The organism is Marinobacter santoriniensis NKSG1 (genome assembly GCF_000347775.1).
GTDB lineage: Bacteria > Pseudomonadota > Gammaproteobacteria > Pseudomonadales > Oleiphilaceae > Marinobacter > Marinobacter santoriniensis.
Genome location: NZ_APAT01000023.1, coordinates 43,011 through 57,865, shown reverse-complemented (window position 1 = coordinate 57,865; position 14,855 = coordinate 43,011). Strand labels below are relative to the sequence as shown.

14 protein-coding genes are annotated in these 14,855 nt (G+C 61.4%); 9 read left to right on the top strand and 5 right to left on the bottom strand.

Going from position 1 to position 14,855, the window contains the following annotated elements; genetic code table 11:
* Window positions 1-96: 96 nt before the first annotated feature.
* A complete protein-coding gene (locus MSNKSG1_RS15750; RefSeq protein ID WP_008940287.1) occupies window positions 97-1,515 on the top strand; it encodes an HDOD domain-containing protein in 1,419 nt (472 codons plus the stop codon).
* Between the two features lie 13 nt (window positions 1,516-1,528).
* Here MSNKSG1_RS15750 and MSNKSG1_RS15745 read toward each other — a convergent pair whose 3' ends face one another.
* Window positions 1,529-2,227 carry an anti-sigma factor gene (locus MSNKSG1_RS15745; RefSeq protein ID WP_008940286.1) on the bottom strand — a complete coding sequence of 233 codons (699 nt, stop codon included), beginning with the start codon at window positions 2,225-2,227 and terminating at the stop codon, window positions 1,529-1,531.
* Window positions 2,224-2,787 (bottom strand): sigma-70 family RNA polymerase sigma factor, encoded by a 564-nt coding sequence (locus MSNKSG1_RS15740; RefSeq protein WP_008940285.1) that lies wholly within the window; start codon window positions 2,785-2,787, stop codon window positions 2,224-2,226. The genes MSNKSG1_RS15745 and MSNKSG1_RS15740 overlap by 4 nt, the downstream gene beginning before the upstream one ends.
* A gap of 157 nt (window positions 2,788-2,944) precedes the next feature.
* Here MSNKSG1_RS15740 and MSNKSG1_RS15735 point away from each other — a divergent pair, with 157 nt between their 5' ends.
* The 4 genes from MSNKSG1_RS15735 to MSNKSG1_RS15720 are packed head-to-tail and all read left to right on the top strand — an operon-like array spanning window position 2,945 to window position 6,983.
* The gene (locus tag MSNKSG1_RS15735; protein WP_008940284.1) at window positions 2,945-4,426 is read left to right on the top strand and encodes a DUF4331 domain-containing protein; all 1,482 of its coding nucleotides are present in this window, start codon (window positions 2,945-2,947) and stop codon (window positions 4,424-4,426) included.
* A 10-nt stretch (window positions 4,427-4,436) separates the two neighbouring features.
* Window positions 4,437-4,691 carry a hypothetical protein gene (locus MSNKSG1_RS15730; protein WP_008940283.1) on the top strand — a complete coding sequence of 85 codons (255 nt, stop codon included), beginning with the start codon at window positions 4,437-4,439 and terminating at the stop codon, window positions 4,689-4,691.
* A complete protein-coding gene (locus MSNKSG1_RS15725) occupies window positions 4,657-5,847 on the top strand; it encodes a tetratricopeptide repeat protein (RefSeq protein WP_227498048.1) in 1,191 nt (396 codons plus the stop codon). The genes MSNKSG1_RS15730 and MSNKSG1_RS15725 overlap by 35 nt, the downstream gene beginning before the upstream one ends.
* Window positions 5,844-6,983 carry a HupE/UreJ family protein gene (locus tag MSNKSG1_RS15720; protein ID WP_008940281.1) on the top strand — a complete coding sequence of 380 codons (1,140 nt, stop codon included), beginning with the start codon at window positions 5,844-5,846 and terminating at the stop codon, window positions 6,981-6,983. The genes MSNKSG1_RS15725 and MSNKSG1_RS15720 overlap by 4 nt, the downstream gene beginning before the upstream one ends.
* A 10-nt stretch (window positions 6,984-6,993) precedes the next feature.
* Here the strand turns inward: MSNKSG1_RS15720 and MSNKSG1_RS15715 are convergent, their stop codons facing one another.
* Together MSNKSG1_RS15715 and MSNKSG1_RS15710 are read right to left on the bottom strand one after the other, a co-directional pair.
* Window positions 6,994-7,587 carry a hypothetical protein gene (locus MSNKSG1_RS15715; RefSeq protein WP_008940280.1) on the bottom strand — a complete coding sequence of 198 codons (594 nt, stop codon included), beginning with the start codon at window positions 7,585-7,587 and terminating at the stop codon, window positions 6,994-6,996.
* 122 nt (window positions 7,588-7,709) lie between these two features.
* Window positions 7,710-9,197, bottom strand: coding sequence for an amidase (locus tag MSNKSG1_RS15710; protein ID WP_008940279.1), 1,488 nt, complete (start codon window positions 9,195-9,197; stop codon window positions 7,710-7,712).
* Window positions 9,198-9,249: 52 nt separating this feature from the next.
* On the opposite strand from MSNKSG1_RS15710, the gene MSNKSG1_RS15705 reads away from it, so the two are divergent.
* Together MSNKSG1_RS15705 and MSNKSG1_RS15700 are read left to right on the top strand one after the other, a co-directional pair.
* Window positions 9,250-10,389, top strand: a complete 1,140-nt coding sequence (locus tag MSNKSG1_RS15705; protein ID WP_008940278.1) for a lysozyme family protein — start codon at window positions 9,250-9,252, stop codon at window positions 10,387-10,389.
* Window positions 10,380-11,156 (top strand): sulfite exporter TauE/SafE family protein, encoded by a 777-nt coding sequence (locus tag MSNKSG1_RS15700; protein ID WP_008940277.1) that lies wholly within the window; start codon window positions 10,380-10,382, stop codon window positions 11,154-11,156. The genes MSNKSG1_RS15705 and MSNKSG1_RS15700 overlap by 10 nt, the downstream gene beginning before the upstream one ends.
* Here MSNKSG1_RS15700 and MSNKSG1_RS15695 read toward each other — a convergent pair.
* Complete coding sequence (locus MSNKSG1_RS15695; protein ID WP_008940276.1) at window positions 11,153-13,513, bottom strand: sensor domain-containing diguanylate cyclase; 2,361 nt, start codon at window positions 13,511-13,513, stop codon at window positions 11,153-11,155. The genes MSNKSG1_RS15700 and MSNKSG1_RS15695 overlap by 4 nt on opposite strands.
* A 382-nt stretch (window positions 13,514-13,895) precedes the next feature.
* Between MSNKSG1_RS15695 and MSNKSG1_RS15690 the strand changes: the two genes are divergently transcribed.
* The gene (locus MSNKSG1_RS15690) at window positions 13,896-14,414 is read left to right on the top strand and encodes an Hcp family type VI secretion system effector (protein WP_008176957.1); all 519 of its coding nucleotides are present in this window, start codon (window positions 13,896-13,898) and stop codon (window positions 14,412-14,414) included.
* An 86-nt stretch (window positions 14,415-14,500) separates the two neighbouring features.
* A complete protein-coding gene (locus MSNKSG1_RS15685; protein ID WP_008940275.1) occupies window positions 14,501-14,848 on the top strand; it encodes a hypothetical protein in 348 nt (115 codons plus the stop codon).
* The last annotated feature ends 7 nt before the right edge of the window (window positions 14,849-14,855 follow it).

The following is a 14,855-nucleotide window of genomic DNA, read 5'->3' as shown; positions in this document are numbered from 1 at the left end:
CGGTTACCTGACAGGAGTGCCAGCCCTGCTCTAAACTGTTCATTCAAGAGGCATCTTTTTTTCCAACTCACCCACAACCGGCCCGAGAATAATAACGTGACCAATCAGAGCGAGACGCTTCCCGAACGCATGACATCGACCAAGGCATGGGTCACCTATCTGAGCAAAGTGGAATTGCCGGTTCTTGCCAACACCCTGAAACGCATCAACGAACTGACCGACAGCAGCAACAGTACGGTCAACGAGCTGGCCAATGTGATCCTCAACGACGCCCAGCTCACCTCCCAGGTCCTGCGGCTCTCCAATACGGTGTTCTACAACCAGACCCGCACCCAGGTCAGCACCGTCAGCCGGGCCATCACACTGATCGGCTTCGATGCCGTCAAATCCATGGCCATCTCCTCGCTGCTCGTCGACAGCCTGCTCAAACGCAATGACCGGCCCCATCTGCTCCGGTGCCTGGCGCGAGCTATCCATGCCGCCGTCCAGGCCCGCTACCTGATGCCCAAACGCAACGAAAACGCACTGGAAGAGGTGTTTATCGGTGCCTTGCTGATGAACATAGGCGAGCTGGCCTTCTGGTCCTGCGAAACGCCGCAGGCGAGCGAACTGGAGGAGCGGCTGCGGCTGGAGGAACCGCCGGTTGAAGCTCAGAAAGCCGCCCTGCACACCACCTTTCCGGAAATCACCCGTGGTCTGGTGGAAGCCTGGTCTCTCGGGCCGTTCATCCGCGACGTGGTCTCGCCGGGACAGCCCAACTCCATGGCCAGCAGCCTGGTTCGCCACTCGGTGGAGATGGCGAGGCTGGCGGAGCAGGGATGGCGTGGCGCCGAGATCGACAAGGTGCTCGATAGCCTGAGCAAGGACACCGGCGAGCCACCGGCCACCCTCCGCGACCGGGTCAAGGTAAACGCCGGTGAAGCCGCCAAGGTCGCGGTCTCGCTCGGCATTCCCCAGGTCACCGCGATGATGCCGGGAAACCAGGAGGAATCCGGCCCTGAAAAGGCACCGGACATCGATCCCAACCTGCAACTGCAGATTCTCAGGGACCTGACCCTCAGCCTTGCGGAAAAACCGGACATCAACGAAATCTGTCAGCTCGTCATCGAGGGAATCCACCGGGCCGTCGGCATGCAACGGGTGGCCCTGCTGATGAGCGACCGCACCGGCCAGTTGCTGCTCCCCCGAAAACTCGGCGGTCGGGGCACCGAGGCCTGGCGGGACAACCTGATTCTGAACAAGGATCGGTCCGGCCCGCTGGGCTGCCTTTTGCCGGAGACCGGCTGTGTCATCTATCAGCCGCCCGCCAACGCACCGGGCGTCGACTTCGACCGGTGGCTGGGAAAGGTTCCCGCGCTCACCGGCACCCTCAGGGCCGGCGACCGGCTGGTGGGACTGTTCTATGCCGACAACGCTGCGGCCGGCTACACGCCGTCCGCCGAGCAACTAACGGCGTTCGAGCACTTCATCCAGAACGCCCAGCTCTGTCTCACCCTGCTTTCCAGCCGAGGGTGAGACGCGGCGCCGGTCACAGCGAGTACAGCTTGGTCACGTGCAGGATCGGTCCGGTCGGTGCGCCGGTCGGCGAACCGCCACGAGGCTCCAGACTGATGGCCAGCGTCCGACTCTCGGACAGGGCCTGACGGGCTTCGTCGCTCAGGCGGACCGTGTGTACGCCACCGGCCGGAATCACACCCAGTGACAACGGCTGGCCACTCTCGGGCACGACCCAGAGCTCGTAGTCCTTACCGGTGGCAGCGGCGGTGGCAGCCACCGAACGCAACTTCAACAACCGGTCGGACGCCGACTCGGACACCAACCACAGCGGATCTTCCATATTGGCCTGAACCACCGCCCCGGAGAGCTGGCCCGTCGCAGGCTGACGAGGTTGCTGAACCAGCACCACCGCCAGCACCAGAACCGCCGCCGTGGCCACCAGGCTCCAACCGGGCCAGAACCAACGGGCAAACCCGGACCGGGCCGGTTCAGCCTTGGGCTGCTGCGGCCACAACTGCCGTTCGATACCTTGCCAGACCGACCGGGGCGGAGCCTCCTCGGGTAGCTCCCGGCTCAGTTCGCTGAGGCGCTCTTCCCAGAACCATACTTCCTGGCGTACCCGGCCGGATTCCATCATCCATTGTTCGAAGCGTCTGCGGGCGGGGCCCCTTAGAGAGCCAAGCACATACTCGGCCGCCAGTGCCTCGATACGTTCAGGTGTCTTTTTCATCGTTCCAGGCACCTCTTCAAGGCCATCAGTCCACGGCGAATCCAGCTTTTTACCGTTCCAATCGGCGAGCTCAAGGCCTGTGAAAGCTCCTCATGGGTAAATCCCCGGTAATAGGACAACAGGATGCTGTCTCTCTGGACATCAGACAACTCATCGAGGCAGCCGGTCAACCGACTGGCGCCAGCATCACGCAGGGATGACTCCAATGGACCACCCCGGCCGTCATCGAGTTCCTCAAGACCTTCATCACCCACCGTGGGGCGAGCCTTCCGGGCGCGCATGAGATCCAGCGTGCGGTAGCGGGCAATGGTCATCATCCAGTTGAGCGGTGCGCCCCGATCGCGATGGTATTCGCTTGCACGGTGCCAGATCTGAACAAAGGCATCCTGCAGCGCCTCTTCGGCAAGATCCCGCTGCCCCGCCAGCTTCAGGCACATCCCGAACATTCGGGCCGCCACCAGTTCATACAGTTGCCGGAATGCATCCCGGTCATCCCGGGCGATCTGCATCAGCAGCCTCATCAGTCGGTCATGGTCGGTGTCGTTCTGGGCATAAGCCACTTGTGGTCCTCCCTTTTTGTTAATCATACGAAGGGACAGAGATTGGAGATGCAGCAACCGGGGCCGATTACAAATTTTTACAGGCAGGTGCATCTCATCCGGACCGGCGCCCGTTTCTCCTTGTGCAACACAACAAAATCTGTGTGAGGAGAGAACAATGAACACCGTCATAAAAACATCCGCCCTTGCGGCGCTGAGTGCAGCCACCCTGCTCTCAACCGGCATAGCGCAGGCCTCCAGCCATCGCGAGGCCCCGTTCATTACCGAGATGCCCAAAGTCGATGCGACCGACTTTTACATGTTCCGAAGCTACGAGTCCGGACGAAGCAATTACGTGACCCTGATCGCCAACTACCTGCCCCTGCAGGATGCCTATGGCGGTCCCAATTACTTCGACATGGACGACGACGCGCTCTACGAAATCCACATCGACAACAACGGTGACGCCAAAGAAGACCTGACGTTCCAGTTCCGTTTCGAGGATCAGTTGACCGACAAGCAGATCCCGGTGGGCAGTGAGATGGTGTCGGTACCGCTGAAGAACATCGGCGATGCCACCGACAACGCAAACGTACAGGTTCGCCAGCGGTATACCGTCAAGGTCGTCAGTGGCGATCGCCGTAAGGGCACCGTTCAGACCGCCACGAACGTGGATTCCGGCACCGAATATTTCTTCAAGCCGCTGGACAACATCGGCGAGAAATCCTTCGGCGGCAACATGGATCCGGCGGCTTACGGAAACTACGCCGACCAGCATATCTACACCGTTAACCTGCCGGGTTGCAGCGCCAACGGCCGGGTCTTCGTCGGCCAGCGTAAAGAGGCATTTGCAGTCAATCTCGGCGAAATTTTCGATCTGGTGAACACCAATCCGCTCGGTGCTCGGGACGCAGAAGGCCCGGGAGACCTGGTAGACAAGAACGTCACCTCCTTCGCACTGGAAGTCCCGACCTCCTGCCTGACCGGTTCGGCCATGACCGCCGGTGGCGATCCTGTGATCGGCGCCTGGACCACGGCCAGCGTTCGGCAGGCGCGGGTGATCAACCGTGCACCGTCTGCTAACGGCAAGGGAGCCACCGTCGAGGGTGGTGCCTGGGCCCAGGTATCCCGGCTCGGCATGCCGCTGGTCAACGAAGTCGTGATCGGCCTGAAGGACAAGGATCGATTCAATGCCAGCGAACCCATGAACGACGGCCAGTTCCTGACCTACGTCACCAATCCGACCCTGCCTGAATTGCTGGAAATCCTGTTCAGCAGTGCCGGCGCCGAGGCACCGAACAACTTCCCGAGAACAGACCTGGTCAGCGCCTTCCTGACGGGTATCGATGGCCTGAACAAGCCTGAAGGCGTAACCGCTTCCGAGATGCTCCGGCTGAATACCGCGATTGCGGTCACGGCCGCCGGCTCCCAGAACGACCTGGGTGTACTCGGTGGTGACACCGCCGGCTTCCCCAACGGCCGCCGCCCGGTGGATGACGTGGTCGACGCTGAACTCCGTGTCGCCATGGGCGCACTGACCACCGATGCTCCCAACAAGGATGTCCCCTTCACGGATGGTGTCCAGCTGGACCCGAACACGCTGAGAACCACCTTCCCGTACCTGGCAACGCCGGTCGCGGGCTCACCGAACGGACTGTGAGGAGGCCGACATGAAAGCGCTTATCAACCTGGGAATTGCGGTCTCCACCGCAATCCTGCTTAGCGGCTGCTTCGGAGGCTCCAGCTCCGATTCCCGATCCGGTTCCGGATCCGGCGTTGCCGCTTCGACGGACTTCACGACCTTCGTGAAGAAGGAAATCGCCAATACCCGTGATGATCGGGAGGCGGTCAACATCAACTCGGTGAAGTTCAGCTTCAATGACCGGAACAATGCGCAAGCCTACAGCGACCTGTTCAGTCAGTAAGCGGTGGGGACGGTGGCGGTTCGTCCGTCACCGTCTCTCCGCCGGCCTGATTCTGATGGTCCTGTCGACGGAGCCGGCGGTCGCCGGCCCGTCTCCGATTCACCCGGATTTCGCGGATACGGCCATTCTGGCGCAACTACCAAACGTCCGGGTGGATACGGCCCAACCGCCATCCTCGCCCGAAGCCCTGGCCAGACAGGTCCGTGACTACATACAACAGGCCCGATCCACCGGTGATCCACGTTTCATCGGTTACGCCGAAGGCATCCTCTCGCCCTGGCCGGAGAACCGGATGACCGACGAGCTCCGGGTTCTGAGAGCGACTCTCTACCAGAGCCAGCACAAGTTCGATAAGGCACGGACCGACCTCCGGCCCGTGATCCAGCAGGGCCACGGGCCGCAACGATTGCAGGCGCTGCTGACCCTGGCAAACGTGCAGACCGTGCAGGGGCGCTACGATCAGGCCCGTACAGCCTGCCAACAGCTTCAGCAGGCGATGCCCGGCCTGATCGCACAGAGCTGTCTCGCGCTGGTGGATGCCCGCACCGGTCAGGCCAGCGAGGCTTATGAAAAATTGCTTGCCGGATACCGGCAGGCCCGGGGCGCAGCAACGGCCGAACAACTGTGGGCCCTGGGCACCCTGGGCGATCTGGCCGCACAGCTCGACAACGACAAAGCCGAGCAGTACTGGCGCGAAGTCCTGCTGTCCAACCCCGATGATCTCTATATCCGGGCGGAGCTGGCCGACTGGTATCTGCAGCACCATCGGGCACAACCGGTGCTCGCACTCACGCGGGGCTATGAAAAGGTCGATTCCCTCGCGGTATTGCGGGCCATTGCCATGAGGCGACTCGATCACCCTGACGCGGCGTCGCTGGTCCAGCGACTGAGGGAACGGTTCAGCGAGGCCCGCTGGCGGGGCAGCATGCTGCACAAACGGGACTACGCCCGGTTTCAGCTTCACGTTGAAAACAATCCGGAGCTGGCACTTGAATTCGCACTGGCCAACTGGAAGACCCAGCGCGAGCCACCGGATACCCGGCTGCTGCTTCTAGCCGCCCGTGACGCCGGCCAGACCGAACGGTCCCGACCGGTTCGGCAATGGCTGGCCCGTCACCATCAGACTGACGCCCGTTATCCTGGAGACACGCCATGAAACCCCGTACCCCGCTTGCCTTCGCGGTCCTCTGGATGGCGTTGCTGGCCTTCATGTCGCCGGTCGCACACGCGCACAAGGCGAGCGACAGCTTCATTTATGTCAGCCCCGACGATGGCCAGCTCCGAGTGGATCTGGCGCTAAGGGACCTCGCTCTGCTGGTGTCGCTTGACCGCAATGGCGACCAGGCGATCAGCGGCGCGGAGGTCCGGGCCGCCAGACCGGCCATTACCCGCACCGTGGAGCAGGGTGTGACGGTGAGTAATGCCGGCGGCCCCTGCCAGCTGACCGGACAGCGCTGGGGTATTTCCGAACACAGTGACGGTAACTACGCAGCGGCCGACTACCGGATTGACTGCGCCGATGGCCAACCGGCGGATACACTGCGCTATACCCTGCTGTTCCGCATCGATCCCCTGCACAGGGCACTGGTCAGCATTGAAGGCACCAGCGGCTCAAGACTGGCCGTGTTCGGGCCCGAAACCGGAAAACTGTCACTCGTCACCCGACCGCCCTCCCCATGGCAGACGTTCCTTACTTTCGTGCATCAGGGCGTGCTGCACCTGTTGATGGGGATGGATCACCTGTTCTTTTTGCTGGTGCTCGCCATCCCGGCGACATTGGGTGTACGGGCAGGGACCAGGTCTCGCAAGGCATTGGGCCTGACGGCGCGATTGAAAAAACTGGCAGGCATCGCCACCGCGTTCACCGTTGCCCACTCGATCACGCTGGCGCTCTCGGCCCTGAACATCGTCAACCTGCCCAGCGCCTGGGTGGAAACCGCCATCGCCCTGTCCATTACCATCACCGCCATCAACGTTATCTGGCCGGTTCTCGGCGAACGGACCTGGCTGCTGGCCTTCGGCTTTGGCCTGGTGCATGGATTCGGCTTCGCCAGTGTGCTGTCGGATCTGACCAGTGGTCAGTCGGAACTGGCCTCGGCCCTGGCGGGTTTCAACATCGGTGTGGAACTGGGGCAGATCGGTTTGCTGCTGGTTGGCTTCCCGTTGCTGTATGCATTGGCCCACCGACCAGTGTACGAACGGGCGATGGTGCCCATCATGCTCGCGGTGGTCGGCGTCACCAGCCTGATATGGGCGGGCCAGCGAGTGCCCCTGCCCGGTTGGATCGGGTGACGCCTTCCGCTCAGTGCAGTGACCGCATCTGCCGCGGGTAGAGCGCGGCACTGACCTCCGGCTCTTCCAGGAGATCGGCCAGTTCCCGATCCACCTCGGTCTCCTCACCCTCTATCGGCAACGGCTCAAACAGGGTGCTGAGCCACGCCGCCACGGAGGGCGCTTCTTCACGGCGATAGTCCGTGGACAACGCCTTGATCCGACGGAAACCAATGATCCGCTGGTGGCGGGGATCACGGATCTGCTCGAAACCACGCCAGTAGACATGGTCCCGGGTGTGCAGCTGGACGAAGAGGGTGTCGATGGGGTTACTGCCATCGTCCTCAGCTTCCGTCGCCGCTTTCTCTTCATCGGTGGGTTTCTGCCGGATGGTGGTCCAGGCCGGGTAGAGCACGGCCACCGCATCGGCTTCCACATGTTCGCGGGCCGCCCGCAGAATCAGGCCCCAGCGGGCCTTATCGGCATCGGTTTCAAGGGAGTTTATGGGCAGATCATAGCTTTGCTCACTGGACAGGACGATTGCCATCATCGGGGCATCCAGTTCCCCCATGGCTTCGGCCTGTGCTACGGATACCAGATCGTCGATTGCCATCGGTTGGTTCATAAGACGCACGCCTCCTCGATGCCATCAGGTAGGTCAGGAAGAAGATGTCTTCCTGACTGACAGCATAGCCTGTTCCGCACACAAAGATAAACGTGGAGTTGCTCCGGGTGGATCACAACCCCCTAAAAAGCATCTTCAAGCCGTTCGTAGTGATTGAACCAGGGGGTCGCCTCTTCCAGCTGGGCCGCCAGTTGCAGCAGCATTCCCTCGCCGCCATGGGGCGCGCCGAACTGAACACCCACCGGCAGCCCGGATTGGGTCCAGTGCAGCGGCATGGACATGGCAGGCGTCCCGGTCAGGTTGGCCAGCTGGGTAAACGGGGTGCGCGCCAGACTCTCCATGGCCATCTGATCGACCTGACCACTGCGATGGACCAGTTTTCCGGCCTTGAGCGTCAGCATCAGGCGGGCCGCCAGCTTCAGGTGGGCCGGGGTCTCCAGCTCACCGATCCGGGCAGGCAGCTGGCCGGTTGTCGGGCACAGGTAGAGGTCATAACCTTCAAAGAAGGTCCCCAGCGCCCGGGCAAAATCGTTCCACTGCTGCCGACGGCGGACGTAATCCGGCAGCGGCATGGTCCGTCCCAGCATGCCGATCAGTCGGGTATCCAGCTCAAAATCGTCCTCGGATGCCCCGAATTCCTCCCGCGCCCGGTCCATCAACGCCGAGACTTCACCGAAGTACATTCCCAGATAACACCGCGCCAGGGCCATACCATCGAACTCCGGCCGGGCATACTCCACCTTGTGGCCCAGGTGCTCCAGGGTCCGGGCCGTAGCCTCGACCGCAGCCACGCACTCCGGCGCCACCTCGGTGTCGTAGGGCGACGATGTGAACACGCCGATCCGGAGCTGTCCGGGGGCTTTTTGCATCAGTTCCCGGTAGGGCTGCGACGGTGGTGCGATCACGAAGGGATCGCCCACGGCGGGGCCGCTGAGTACGTCGAGCATGGCAGCGCTGTCGCGCACCGTCCGGCTGACCACGTGGTCCGACGAGGCACCGGTCCAGGCTTCGCCCATAAATGGCCCGCTGGAGAGGCGTCCGCGCGAGGGTTTCAGACCAAACAGACCGTTGTAGGCAGCCGGGATACGGATAGAACCACCGCCATCGTTGGCACCGGCCATGGGCACCACGCCTGCGGCGACCGCTGCACCTGAGCCACCGCTGGAGCCACCCGGCGTGAGGTCGGGGTTCCAGGGATTACGACAGGGCCCCCAGAGTTCCGGCTCGGTAATGGCCTTGAGGCCGAACTCGGGTGTGGTGGTGCGACCGAGGATGCGCACACCGCCGACACGGGCACGCCGGACGAACTCCGAATCCCGCGGCGCCACATTGTTCTTCAGTCCGCGACTGCCAAAGCTGCACGGCTGCCCGCCCTGTTCCTGGGCCAGATCCTTGAGCAGAAACGGAACGCCTGCAAACGGCGCGGCTTCCGGAAAATCCTGCTCCACCGCCTCCGAAAACTGGGGATGGCAGATGGCATTCAGCGTCCCGTTGACCTGGGTGGCCCGTTCAATGGCCGCGTCACAGACTTCGCGGGCCGTGATATCCCCCCGGGCAATCAGGTCGGCAAGGGCGGTGGCATCGTATCTCAGGTACTCAGCTTGCTTCATAATGGATTCCGTTTGTTATTCTGTTGGCTGAATGGTGACGGGTGATACACAGATGAACCGTAAACTCAAAAGCTTACGCCAGCTCCTGCTGTTTTTCATCCTGGCTGCACAGGCCTTGTTCAATGGTGCCAAAGCGCAGGATACCGATCCCACCGGTACCACCGAAAGCAGTGACTGGACCGATGTCATCCGCGCGTCGCCCTATTGGGTCAGTCAGGGGGTGTATCGCAATATCCTGACGATTCGGCAATGGGTACTGGAAGAAAGCGCCTACTGCAGTGACAGCGACCGCCACATTCTGTTCGACATGCGCGGCCAGTTTCTGTCCTGGCTGGCCGACGGCCCCGACAGCCAGCACACCCAGAAATTGTTGAACGAAACCCGCCAGTCCCTCTTCCAGCGGGGCCGCGTCGACTCCTGGGTGCCCGGCAGTGATGGCCAGACTGGCTACCCGTTTGCTCTGTCCTGCGACCAGCCCCACGTCAACTTGGACGAAGCCATCGCCCGCTACCTGGGCACTCTGCCTCCGGATCGGCTGTGGGGGAGCTGGGACGACCTGACGTTTGCCGACGCGGAACAACCCGGCAGCCTGCATGACGCTCTGGTGTACGTCTTCGACACACGCTCGGAGCAGGGCCGGGTCAACCTGCCTCCGGCCATTCGCCACCACATTGCCGGCCAGATCCTGATTGAGAGCGGAGGACAGGCCCGGGCCCATTCCGCCGCCAACGCCCGGGGCATCCTTCAGCTTTCACCCACCGCACTGTCCGATTGCCAGATCAAGCCGGACAACTACTGGCACCGACTCGCGCAGCTCGACTGCGCCCTTCGCCTGACCGCCCAGAATGCGCGGAACATCCGCCCGGCCTTCGACGCCCGGTTCGGCAACCTGCCCGACGACAAGCGCAAGCGTCTGTTCAACCTGCTGTTGATCCAGGCCTACCATGGCGGAGCCGCCCGGGTTCAGGCACTGCTTGAAGACGAGACGCTTTCCCGCCCCGCCGCCTATTTTGCGCAACATCAGGAGCGGTTTACGGCCGGAGACATTGCCTTTGGCATAGTGTTCCACAACCTCGGTCGGGACCGACTGGGGCTGGCGTCCCTGTATTACGTGGCAGATGTCCAGCTGGCCAGCAACGCACTGTGCAGCACGCCCCGGCTCAGCAAGACGGAATTCTGCGAATGGAAATGACCCTGCTTCCCGACTCGCTCCCGCCGGGCATTGCGGTGTTCCTGCTGGCGTGTTCGGTACTCACTTCCATGATTACCGCCAGCCTCGGCGCCGGGGGAGGCCTGCTCCTGCTGGTCCTGATGGCCGGTTGGCTGCCGCCGGCGGCGATCATACCGGTGCATGGCATGATCCAGCTGGGCTCGAACGCGGGCCGCATGTCGCTGACCTGGAAACACGTGGACTGGGGCGTGATCGCCGCCTTCGCCCCGGGCGTCATCCTCGGTGCCGGCCTCGGCAGCCTTGTGCTGGTCCACCTGCCGGAATACCTGTGGCAACTGACCATTGCCCTGTTTGTGCTGTTCCTGTGCTGGGGACCGCCACTGCCAAAGGGTGCGTTCGGCCGTCCCGGGATTTTCCTTGCGTCGGGGCTGACCAGTTTCGCCAGTCTGTTCGTTGGCGCCACCGGCCCCCTGGTGGCCGCATTCGTCAAACAGATTCACCGGGACCGGTTTACCACCGTTGCCACCTTTGCCTCGGCGATGACGCTGCAGCACCTGCCCAAGGCGCTGGTGTTCACGCTGGCGGGATTCGTGTTCTCGGACTGGCTGGTGTTCATCCTGGCCATGATTGTCTGCGGCTTTGCCGGCACCTGGCTCGGGCTGCACGTACTCCGAACCATGAACAACCAGAAATTTTCCCTGATTTTCAACATCACACTGACCGCACTGGCCCTGCGCCTGCTCTGGCTTTCCGGTGTGACCGCCGGCTGGTGGTACTGGCCCGGCTAGGCGCCATCATCGCCGTCGTCGGGAGGCACCGGCACCACCACCACTGCATTTCGGCCCCTGGACTTGGCCGCGTAGGTCCCTTCATCCGCCCGGGCCATCACTTCACGTGGACCGCTGTCACGGGGGCTCACCTCGGTAAGACCGATGGATGTGGTAACGCCATAACTCCGGCCGTCCTGTTCAATACGGAGCGACTCGACCGATGTCCGGATTTTTTCCGCCAGGGTCTCCGCCCGGGTCAGCCCGCATGCCGGGAGGATAATACCGAACTCATCCCCGCCGAGCCGGGCAACGGTATCCGAGCTGCGGACAGAATCCTTGAACAGTTCCGCCAGCCGCCGCAACAGGTCGTCTCCGACCAGGTGTCCGCCCTCATCATTAACCGGTTTGAAATGGTCCAGGTCAATCAGCATCAGCACCGACGGCACATCCTGCCGACCGGCTTCGCCCAGAACCTTGACCAGTGAGGCGGTAAACGCACGACGATTCAGCAGCTGGGTGAGGCTGTCGTGGGTCGCCTCCCAGGACAGGCGTTCTTCTTCACGGCGCCGGGTGGTGTCATCCCGAAGGACAAACACCATTCGTTCGTTGTGAAGCCCCTGCCGGATGTGCAGCATGGTAAGGTCAATATCGAAAACCTCGTCCGCAGTATTGCGCAGGGTGCAGTAAAGGCTGTCGAGTTCCTCCGATGTCAGGAAATCCTCCCGGGACCACACCCTGTCTTCCGTTTCTACCGTGATGTTCTGGAAAAACGGATGATCGCTCCAGTCACCCTCAATGCCCAGGAAACGACAGGCAGCGAGATTGGCATAGCGGATAACACCATTGACATCCACCATGAGCACGCCCTCCTGCAACACGCCCAGAATACTTTCCGCGCGATGTTGCTCCTGGCGCAGCGCTTCTTCCACCTCCAGTTCGTGGGTGATGTCCTGGACCACCGTAATGGTCCCCAGGGTTTTGTCCGGAGTCCCGATCACCGTAGACATGACGTCGACCCAGACCTCGCCCAGCCGGATCGGAGTATCGAGTCTCAGCCGGGTGCGGTAGATGCTCTGATGGTGCAGGGCAACGCGCCAGCCATCGAGTATCCGGGCCCGGGTATCAGGGTGAACCGTCTCCATGATGAAGGTTCCGGCCAGTTCCTCCTGGGTGCGCCCCATGATGTTTTCATACGCCGGATTCACAAATTCGATACGGCCAAGCACGTCGGTCTGAACAATGCCGATGGGGGCGCTGCGGGTCAGGGAACGGAAAAACGCCTCCCGCTCGGCCAGATGGGAGAGGACATCGTTACGCTCGTCCATGACCCGGTTGAAGGTCTCCGCCACCTGCCGGATCTCCAGGCCACCGGAAATATCGACCGGCCGGTTCCGATCGCCAAGATGACTTTCCTGAATCTGGAGCCCGAGGGTTTTCAACGGTGCCATCAGACGGCGGAACCTCCAGAGCGCCAGGGGCACAACAATGGCGACGACGCCAAGCAGTATCCAGACAAAGGCATCCGCTATGCGGGTAATGGGGGCAAAGGCCTCGCGCTCGGGCCAGACAGCCACCACGAACCACGGCACCTGTGCCAGCTGCCGGACCGACATGATGCTGGTTTTGCCGTCCCCGTTGCGGCCCAGACGGGTACCCTCGAAGCCAGACATCGCATCCCGGAACACGGGATTATCCGGATCCGCCGTCTTTAACGGTGCCTCCCCGGGGCTGCTGATCACAGTGGCGCCATCCCGGGTAATGACCCTCACGTAACCCGTGTGGCCAATCCGGACGCGGGCAATGTCTTTCATCAGACGCCCGCTCTGAAGGGTCATGGCACCGCCGATCATACCGATAAAACGGCCTTTGTGATCGAAGATCGGTGCGGCGATCATCAGTGCCGGGAGGTTCTGGTAGTTGGACAGGTAGGGGGCGCTGATGACGGGCGTCAGCTGGCTGGAGGCGATCTTGAAATAGTCCCGATCCGACACATCAAGGCCGGTCTGATGGTATTTTTCCGGTGTCTCCGCCAGCACCTCACCGCCCGCACCAATCAGATACACGCCATCGAACTGGTGCTGGAGTGCCACTTGCTGCTGAACGATAACCCGGGCTCGCCCCCGAAAGGCCTCTTCTGACATGGTGAGGTTGCCGGCCACATGGCTCAGGGTGTCCAATCGGCGCCGAAGCCGGTCATCCAGCTCACTCGCCACCAGCTCGGCAATGGTCTCTACCTGCCCCCGGGCCTGTTTTTCCAATTCCCCCCGGCTGAGGAACGAATTCGCCAGCGTCAGAACCAGTGCCGTGACCAGCACGGCCGCCACAACCAGCGCGACGGCACGGTTGACCAGACTCCCGAACCACTGCCTCAGCATCACGCCTGTTCGACTCCTGACCCGGCCAACAAAGAGTAGATAGGCACCTCCGGTAACATTTCATGCCTTTACGACTGATTATAAGGCTGAACAATCTATCCGTCGGTTTCCAGTCTAGCAAACCGCGGTTTGACTTCCTTCGACTCTAACCAAGTCTGGCCGGGAATGATTACCCTTTCGGGCAACTTATTGCCCTGACAGCAATCCCTCGCCCACACCTCGGGCACAGTCTTGCTCCGGCACGCTCACGTCAGCCCCTTCGAAATTCTCAACCAACTGTTTTTATTAGAAATAATGAAAGTGGCATAGCCCTTGTAGAGGCAAGCACCGTCCAGGGAGAAACCCACGGACCGATTTTCATTCACACGTCATGGAGCAGACTATGCCAACCCCCTGTTATATCAGCATCGAAGGACAGACCCAGGGCAACATCACCGCAGGCGCATTCACCTCGGATTCCGTCGGCAACATCTATGTCGAAGGCCACGAGGACGAAGTGCTGGTCCAGGAATTCAGCCACGTTGTCACCGTGCCGACCGACCCTCAGTCCGGTCAGCCCTCCGGTCAGCGGGTGCACAAGCCGTTCAAGTTCACCTCTGCCCTGAACAAGGCCACCCCGCTGATGTACAACGCGCTGGCCTCCGGCGAAATGCTGCCCAAGGTCGAGCTGAAGTGGTATCGCACTTCCGTTGAGGGCAAACAGGAGCACTTTTTCTCCACCATCCTGGAGGATGCGACCATTATCGACATCAACTGCAACATGCCCCACTGTCAGGATGCCGGCAACGCCGACTTCACCCAGCTGGTGACGGTTTCCCTGTCCTACCGCAAGGTCACCTGGGAACACGCCGTGGCGGGAACGTCTGGCGCGGATGACTGGCGTTCGCCGATTGAAGCGTAGGTCAGAGCGTTCTTAGCGTAATGGACGTTTCGGAGACCGGAGAGGTCTCCGAAACGTCAGCTATGGAACTTCAAGGAACGAACGAAATGAGTGAATCAATTACTCAGAATGATGTTGATATCATTCAAGCAATCATCAAGTCGTTTTACGGGCAAGGCAACGCGCGTCTGTTTACTTCATCCACAATCACGGATGACACTATCCTCAAAGTAGTCGAATTATTGGCAGAAACGGAAGACTGCAGCACTTGGATTGATTCAGTTCCCAACCCGCAGGATTTGCTTATGCCCGCCAATAAATTGAGAAAGTGGGCTCTGCGCATAATTCGGAAGTCAGGAGAGCCCTTTCTGGTCGGAAACATGCGCATTAACATAATGTGTAAGCGCTTCCGTGCTGCTCAATTCAAACCTGCTATCATCGACTCTTTAAATTGAACAGGGA